This window comes from Ruminococcus sp. AM43-6 (genome assembly GCF_003461785.1).
Taxonomy (GTDB): domain Bacteria; phylum Bacillota; class Clostridia; order Oscillospirales; family Ruminococcaceae; genus Hominimerdicola; species Hominimerdicola aceti.
Genome location: NZ_QTXU01000049.1, coordinates 1 through 7,279, shown reverse-complemented (window position 1 = coordinate 7,279; position 7,279 = coordinate 1). Strand labels below are relative to the sequence as shown.

Genomic DNA, 7,279 nt, shown 5'->3' with positions numbered 1-7,279 from the left:
TAAAAAATGCAACAATTGCAGAAATGTTGCCAAATTAAAAGATAAATCATTTGTTTGCATAAATTTGTGCCACTGAATTTGTGTATATTGACATTGCGTGAATAAATCTGTAAATGCTGTAAAAAATAAATGCAGATTTTCAGGAGGTGATCTTATGAGAACAATGAAAAATCTGCTTGTGAAAAAAGCTGTGGTGACGGTGCTGGCGGTGGGAGTTTCGCTGGCGGCGGTGAATGCCTTTTGGGGCGGTTCGGACAGTGCGCTCTCTCAGCTTGGGTCTAGCGGCAGTGAGGTGAGGGCTATTCAGGAACGCCTTAAAGAACGTGGTTTGTTCAACGACTCTGTGACGGGATACTACGGTGAGAAAACAAAAGCCGCTGTGATAAAATTTCAGAAACAGCAGGGGATAAGTCAGACGGGGACGGCAGGTCCGCAGACGCTTCGGGCGCTGGGAATATCTATCGGCTCTGTGCCGTCGGCTACGGAGCAGAATATCAATCTTTTGGCGAGGATAATTTCTGCCGAGGCCAGGGGCGAGCCTTATGTGGGGCAGGTGGCTGTGGGTGCGGTGATACTCAACCGCATTGAACACCCTTCTTTCCCTGACACGCTTTCGGGGGTCATTTACCAAAACGGCGCTTTTACGGCGGTGGTAGACGGACAGTTCAACGAGCCTGTTGCCGCTTCCGCTTACAATGCTGCCCGTGACGCTTTGAACGGCTGGGACCCCACAAACGGCTGTGTTTACTACTACAATCCTGCCAAGACTTCAAACGCTTATATGCACGCTAAGCCTACGGTGACGGTTATTGGAAGCCATAGGTTTTGTATGTGAAAAAAAGCCGCCCTGCGCAGTGCAGAGCGGTTTTGTGCTATTTATGTACGAAAAAGTAATCGCTGCCGTTTAGGGATATTGGTATGGAATAGAGGATATCGTCGGTGAATTTACGGGATATATAGCCTGCTATATCGGCGAGCTTTTCGGTATCGGAGATGTCTATGGCATAGGCGTATACATATGAGGTCTTGCCTGTTATGGCTATTCTTACATCATTTATATGGAAAACGTCTTTTACTTCTTCGAGTATCTCTCTTGGGCTTCTGTAGCCGGGGGTGACTTCTGCTTTGCCGCCGAGGGTTATTGTGACTATCGACATATCAACGTTACAGCTTTGCAGAAGCTCTTCCATTTCCTTGATGTTGTGTTCATAAAGCACTGTTACCTCACATCTGTTGCCTTGGTCATAAATGCCGCAGGAGGTGAAAGTTGGGCGGTAACCCATTTCTTCCAGGTCGCACAAAAGATTTGATACTTTATACGGATTTGTTATAGGCGTATCGCTGACGGGGAGTTCGCCTGTCGGCTCTGGGTAGGCGGTGTGGACGTCCACAAGGTCGATATTTATGCCGTATGCTTGGAGGTAGGCTTTTGTGCAGGTGACGTCATTTTCGGTGTTCACTGTTACATCAAGGTAGGTTTCATGGTTTTCGGCGGAGATTATGCCGAAGTCTGAGGTTCTTGAATTTAGTGCGGAAAGTATTATGTCAAGATCGTCTGTGTTTTCAAGGTCAGTGAGGCGTTCGGTAAAGGTCGGTATCTCTATATCTGCCGCTTCATATGTGCAAAGCTCGTCTTCGGTGAGCTGTTTATCGGTCTGTTCGTCAGAGTCGGTCTGTGAACTGTCATTGTGGATATAAGTTCTTTGCTCAGGAACTGGACCTTTACTCACAAACAGGTTGACTTCTTGCCCTGCTTGTATTTCTTCCCCTGCGGCAGGCTCGGTATTCATGACAGTTTCGGCGGCGACAGTATCGCTATATCTATCACGTCTTACGGGCGTGCCGCCTGCCTGTGCGATAAGCTTTTCGGCTTCGGCATAGGTCTTGTTGATAACTTTCGGCACTGTGATATGCTGTGGAGTCTGGGGCGGCTGTGTTGTGGTATCGGTGGAGGCTGTTGAGGGGGCAGGGGTGGTGGCGTCGATATCGGGCTTTAAAAGTCCGCTGAATGCGAATGCTCCCACTGCTATGGCGGCGCAGGCTGCTGCTGCGGCTATGCCGATGGATTTTCTTCTAAGCTTTATAGGCTGGGGTTTTGTTTCTGTGTGTGCGCTGTCGGCTGAGTTGGTGATAAAGGCTTTATTGTCTATTTTTTGCAGGATAGCGTCAAGATTTTCAGACTTGCTTTCGCTGCGGGACTTTTTCATTATATCTGTCATTTTCATTGCTTTGTTCCTCCTTTTCACAGTATGTTTTTTTCAGCTTGTCAAGGGTGCGGTATAGTCTTGATTTTACGGTGGACTGGGACAAGCCCAGGCATGACGCGGTTTTCTTGATAGTATAGCCGTACTGATAATGCAGTACGAAAATGCGGTAGGTGGTATCGTCGGAGCTTTTGAGATAGCTCATCACCTGCTCATAGTCGAAAAAGTCGGCGTTTTCAAGGGTAGCAAGGGCTTTTTCGTCGGGGATATTCAGGTCGGTGATATCCTCGAATGTGGCTTTAGGCTGTTGTCTGTAATGGTCTGCAACATAATGCTTGGCTATACGCAGGACGTAATGCCTGACGTTTTTTATTTTCCCCTCAGTGGTGATAAGGGAGCGGTAAAAATCAAGATACACGCTTTGGAGTGCGTCTTCTATAAGATCTCTGGTGGGAAGCTTTGAGGTGAGATAGCGGTCTATATAATCGTATGTATCATTATAAGCCTGCACGAATGTATCTTTTAGTTCTGTTCCCATGGTTTTTCCTCCTTTCTTTTTTTGCTCTGTGAGCTTTCACCCTAATAGTCGGGAATTTTGCTGAAAAAGTTTCAGCTTTGTGAAAAGTTTTTTGTAAAGAAAAAGGACGGCAGAAGCCGTCCTGAGTGCTTGCTGGGAATAGCCCCGACTAAGCGGGACGTCGCATTTCTGTGAAACGGAAATTGAGCCGTTCCCCTACAATAAACGTTTTTGTACCATGCTAAATTTTAGTCTACAGAATAATATTTCTGAAGTCTTGTTTTGAATATCTCACAGATGATATTTGCAGCTACTCCTGCTGTGAATACAGATACGAAAAGTATCAGAAATACTTTTGTTGCTTTGCTCATGTTATCTTCCTCCTGTAATTCTGTGACGCTGTTTTTACAGCCCTTTTCTTTAGGTCTATTATACTATAATCTTGCTCTGATTGCAAGCGGTTTGTGAAAAAATACGGCTTTTTATAAAAATATTTGCAAAAATCAAAGCATTGTGTTATAATATCTCTATGTGTTATATTTTTATGTAATGAGGAAATTTTAAATGGCAGAAACAGGCAAACAAAGCAGCTACAAAAAGCTGTTTTCAAATACTCTGGTGTTCGCTATAGGTTCTTTCAGCTCAAAAGTCCTTGTGCTGTTGCTTGTGCCTATATACACCAACTATCTTACTACGGCTGAGCTGGGCGTTACGGACGTTCTCACTCAGATAGCTAACTGGATAATACCTCTTGTGACCATGACTATCACGGAGGCTATAATCAGATTTGGTCTTGACAAGGCTTATGACAAGGTAAAGGTCTTTACCCTTGGCAATCTTATATGCTTCTTTGGTCTGGCGGTGTTCGGTATTTTGCTGCCTATTGTGTCGGTGACGGGAATTGCTGACAAGTATATTGGCGGATACAGCTTGATACTATATATATATGTATTCACATCAAGCATGAAGTCGCTTTACTCAACTTTCGTGCGTGCAATGGAGCAGGTGAAGCTGTTTGCTTTTAACGGCATACTGACCACGTTCTTTACGCTGTTTTGGACGGCTTTGTTTTATATGGTGCTTCCTGAGGGATTTCTCGGTCACGGCACGGGCATTGAAAAGTATCTGCTCGCTACCATTCTTTCCGACCTTATCTCGGTGGTATTTCTCACGTTCAAGTCAAAGCTTTGGAGATATATAAACTTCAAGGATATTGACAGGGAGCTTTTGCAGGTAATGCTTCAATACTCTGTGCCTCTTATCCCTGCTCAGCTTTTGTGGCTCATAACAAACAGCTCGGATTCATTTATGACTACCCACTATCTTGGCTCGGACTACAACGGCGTGCTGTCGGCGGCTTACAAGATACCTAACCTTGTGTCAACGGTATATCTTATGTTCGGTCAGGCTTGGAATATGTCGGCTATCACTGAGGACGATTCTGATGACAGAGATTCCTTCTATGAGAACGTTTTTGATTTCAATCAGAGTCTTTTGTATATTCTTGTGGCAGGCTGTCTGCTTATCGTTCAGCCTGTGACTAACTTCTGGATAGGCGCAGATTTCCGTGACTGCGTAAAATACTCGCCTATCATCATATATGCGACCATTTATTCATGCTTCACCACTTTTATGGGGTCTATTTATCTTGCTTCAAAGCAGACAAAGAGGTCACTTTTTACGAGCCTTGTTTCAGGTGTGATAAACGTGGGGCTGAATGTTATACTCATACCGAGGATAGGACTTTACGGTCCGCCTATATCCACGGTGGCGGCTTACATGACGGTTTTCATCATAAGAGCCATAGACTCGAGAAAGCTAGTGCCGTTCAGGATAGATATGAAAAAGATGATAGTGAACAACATCGTTATCCTTGTGATGATGTTCATTTGCCTTTTTGAAACTGATCTTATGCATCACATTCCGCTTTACGGAGTGGTGGCACTGCTTTTCTTTGCGGTCTTTATACTCAACCGAAAGGCTGTGGAGAGCATATTCTACAAGGTGCTTCCTGCAAGGATAGCTTCACATTTTGTGAGCCTTAGCACTGCAAAGCTTTGCGCAGTTATAGGCGGCTTGGCTGTATTTGTACTCATAGACTTGCTCACAAGGGGCATTATTGTGTATGCTTTGCTTCTGGCAGGCTTTGCCTTTGCAATATACAAAAACAAGAACAGACTTATGTATATCTTTATGGTGCTTATGCCGCTGAGTCTAGTTATCAGGCACGGCATGGTATGGGCAGCGGTGGCATTTCTGATACTGGCGGTGGCTTTTATTATCAAAAACCGCAGGCCAGCAGATGTTTTCATTGGCATTGCGGCACTTGATATACTGCTTGGTGCGGCGGCAGGACTTTGGTTCGGCGTGCTTGCGGCGGCGGTGCAGACACTTGTATGCGGCTTTATATTCCGCAGACAGATATGGGATAAGCTTATTGAATGGGCATATAAAAAGCGGTAGAGATACTGCGTTTTATAGATAAAGGGGCTATGCTCTTATTACACCAATGGAGGTTTTTATCATGGCAGAATTGAAATTTGAGATCACAGAGCGTATAGGCGTACTTTCTGAAAACGCTAAGGGCTGGACAAAGGAGCTTAACAAGGTTTCCTGGAACGAGAGAGAGCCTAAATATGACCTGAGAGAATGGAATCCAGACCACAGTAGAATGGGCAAGGGTATCACTCTTACAGACGAAGAAGTTGAAACTCTCAAGGCTATTCTCAACGGTGAGGAGATAGAGGACGATATCAACGAGGCTGACATTCTTTAAAAAATTGTAAATGTTCGGTAAACAGTTAAATGATAATCAATTGTTAATCATGAGTTTAAAAATGTTTGCTATAATTTCCGAGAAGAACAATTAAACGGCGGAGTTGTGCATTATTTCATGCATGGCTGCCGCCGGAAGCTTGCACATAAAAGGCGTTTCGTATCAGTATTTAAAGGACACGGAACGCTTTGAACGTACAGGGCAAGTAATAATATATTCGGAGGGAATTATAGTTATATGGAACAGCATGGCATTAGCAAGCTTGATCTCAAGAGGCGCAACCGTATGCAGGTCCTCAAGATACTCAAGCAGAGAGGCCCTACTTCCCGTATCGACATTGCGGGAACTTTAGAGCTTACAAGAGCCGCTGTCACGATCATAACAAATGAAATGATCGAGCAGGGGATAATACAGGAAATAGGCGAATACAAGCACGTTACAGAAAAAGCTCCGAGAGGCAGAAAAAAGATACTTATCGACATAAATCACCACTACAAGTTCGTTATAGGCGTAACGGTAGAGGAGGATATCGTAAGCGTTGGTCTGTCAACTCTGGCAGGTGCAGTTCTCGATAAGAGAAACCTGGCTATCAACGAAAAGACGGACTATAGCACCATTTTTGATTTCACTGAGAAGTCTATAAACGAGGTACTGGGCGACAACTGCCTTGACAAGAACTCTATTCTCGGCATAGGTTTCGGCATATTCCCGACTATGTATTCAAGACTTGGTATCAATGTTGAAGATGGCGAGCCTGATTATGCTAAGCTAAAGGCTGCAATAAGAGAGAAAACTGAGCTTCCGCTGGTTTTTGACAACTCTGTAAAGGGTACGGCTATGGCAAATATCGACTTCCTTAAAACAAAGGATATAAACAGACACAACATAGCCTTTTTGCAGTATGGCAACACTATGCACTTTGTTGTGACAAATCTTAACGATCCGATCGTTTCGTATGATAACAGAACTAACTTCGTGGATAAGATGATAATCAACCCTTATTCTGACAGGACTTGTCCTTGCGGAAGAAGGGGCTGTGTTGAGAGTGAACTCACTCCATCGGCTACTATGTCAAAACTCAAGGAAGTATTTTCTGCTGAAAAGACGCCTTTTCTCTATGAGGCGGCAAGGGGAAGCTTTGAGAATGTCAATCAGGATATGATAACGATGGCATACGAGAAAGACGACAAGGCTGTAAAAGAGATACTTAACGGCGAGCTTACGCTGTTAGCGGTGCTTCTTAACAACTTGTATTTTTCTACCAACCCACAGAAGATAGTGCTTCATCAGTTCAAATTCCAGAATGAAAAGGCGTTCCAGAAATTAAAGGACGCTGTGACAGAGATAGGCGGAGCGCTTGTTTCAAGCAAGATCGAGCTTTCTATTATTGAGGACAAGCACAGATTCCTGTCAGGCTGTGCGCTTGCAATAAGAGAATTGTTCTTTAACAGGGGCGGATTTGATACATCTTCTAATAATTAAGAGCAACAGAGCAGGGCATTTGCCCTGCTTTTTCTTATATATAGTATAAACTGAACAACATAGTGAAAAATATCTAAATTATCGGGCAGAAAATGTATAAAAGAGAGAAACAATGAAAAAGCTATTGACAAATGTCGCTGTAGATGATAAAATATAAAAGTTGCTTGACGAGAGCAATGAATGTGAATAAGATGATGACGATGAACGCTTTCTGAAAGAGTTCAAACGAATTCATAAAGAATTCACAAAGAAAAGTCTTGACAAAGCTTAGCTAATATGATATAATAGATAAGCTGATTT

The 7,279-nt window shown here is 43.7% G+C and carries 7 protein-coding genes; 4 read left to right on the top strand and 3 right to left on the bottom strand.

Annotation, left to right across the window (positions count from 1 at the left end; all coding sequences use genetic code 11):
* Positions 1 to 163 precede the first annotated feature (163 nt).
* Positions 164 to 835 (top strand): spore cortex-lytic enzyme, encoded by a 672-nt coding sequence (sleB, locus tag DW938_RS13920; RefSeq protein ID WP_117859632.1) that lies wholly within the window; start codon positions 164 to 166, stop codon positions 833 to 835.
* A gap of 37 nt (positions 836 to 872) precedes the next feature.
* Here sleB and DW938_RS13915 read toward each other — a convergent pair whose 3' ends face one another.
* From DW938_RS13915 to DW938_RS15325, 3 genes are all read right to left on the bottom strand, one after another.
* The gene (locus tag DW938_RS13915; RefSeq protein WP_118125512.1) at positions 873 to 2,225 is read right to left on the bottom strand and encodes a PASTA domain-containing protein; all 1,353 of its coding nucleotides are present in this window, start codon (positions 2,223 to 2,225) and stop codon (positions 873 to 875) included.
* Positions 2,176 to 2,742 carry a sigma-70 family RNA polymerase sigma factor gene (locus tag DW938_RS13910; protein ID WP_117923906.1) on the bottom strand — a complete coding sequence of 189 codons (567 nt, stop codon included), beginning with the start codon at positions 2,740 to 2,742 and terminating at the stop codon, positions 2,176 to 2,178. Before DW938_RS13910 ends, DW938_RS13915 begins: the two co-directional genes overlap by 50 nt.
* A 227-nt stretch (positions 2,743 to 2,969) precedes the next feature.
* Positions 2,970 to 3,092 carry a hypothetical protein gene (locus DW938_RS15325; protein WP_022287987.1) on the bottom strand — a complete coding sequence of 41 codons (123 nt, stop codon included), beginning with the start codon at positions 3,090 to 3,092 and terminating at the stop codon, positions 2,970 to 2,972.
* A 193-nt stretch (positions 3,093 to 3,285) separates the two neighbouring features.
* Here DW938_RS15325 and DW938_RS13905 point away from each other — a divergent pair, with 193 nt between their 5' ends.
* The 3 genes from DW938_RS13905 (at position 3,286) to DW938_RS13895 (ending at position 6,979) form a co-directional block, all read left to right on the top strand.
* Positions 3,286 to 5,184, top strand: a complete 1,899-nt coding sequence (locus DW938_RS13905; RefSeq protein ID WP_118125510.1) for a polysaccharide biosynthesis C-terminal domain-containing protein — start codon at positions 3,286 to 3,288, stop codon at positions 5,182 to 5,184.
* Between the two features lie 61 nt (positions 5,185 to 5,245).
* Complete coding sequence (locus DW938_RS13900; protein ID WP_022287989.1) at positions 5,246 to 5,497, top strand: YdbC family protein; 252 nt, start codon at positions 5,246 to 5,248, stop codon at positions 5,495 to 5,497.
* A gap of 237 nt (positions 5,498 to 5,734) precedes the next feature.
* Positions 5,735 to 6,979, top strand: a complete 1,245-nt coding sequence (locus DW938_RS13895; protein WP_118125508.1) for an ROK family protein — start codon at positions 5,735 to 5,737, stop codon at positions 6,977 to 6,979.
* Positions 6,980 to 7,279: the final 300 nt, after the last annotated feature.